1 tRNA gene is annotated in these 333 nt (G+C 44.4%); it reads left to right on the top strand.

Going from position 1 to position 333, the window contains the following annotated elements:
* Positions 1 to 147: 147 nt before the first annotated feature.
* Positions 148 to 223, top strand: a tRNA-Glu gene (locus tag PROVRUST_RS05105).
* The last annotated feature ends 110 nt before the right edge of the window (positions 224 to 333 follow it).

The raw sequence follows: 333 nt of genomic DNA, 5'->3' as shown, positions 1-333 counted from the left end.
CACCTCCTTACCATTGAAGTGTTTTTGTGAAGTGCTCACACAGATTGTCTGATAGAAAGTAGAGCAATAGGCTATACGTGGGAGAGCTATTCGAAAGAGTGGGTCTTACATGAGATATGCAACAAAGTGATTTGTGCAGTATTTCGTGTCCCCTTCGTCTAGAGGCCTAGGACACCGCCCTTTCACGGCGGTAACAGGGGTTCGAATCCCCTAGGGGACGCCAATTGCGCCGATATCGAGTGAAAGACGATGTCCCCAATAATGATTAAGCCAATTACGATGTAGTTGGTTTAACAATTATGCTCTTTAACAATCTGGAACAAGCTGAAAATT

The sequence above is a fragment of the Providencia rustigianii DSM 4541 genome (assembly GCF_000156395.1).
Classification (GTDB): Bacteria; Pseudomonadota; Gammaproteobacteria; order Enterobacterales; family Enterobacteriaceae; genus Providencia; species Providencia rustigianii.
The sequence above is the reverse complement of the archived record's forward strand: the minus strand, read 5'-3'. Positions and strand labels throughout refer to the sequence as shown.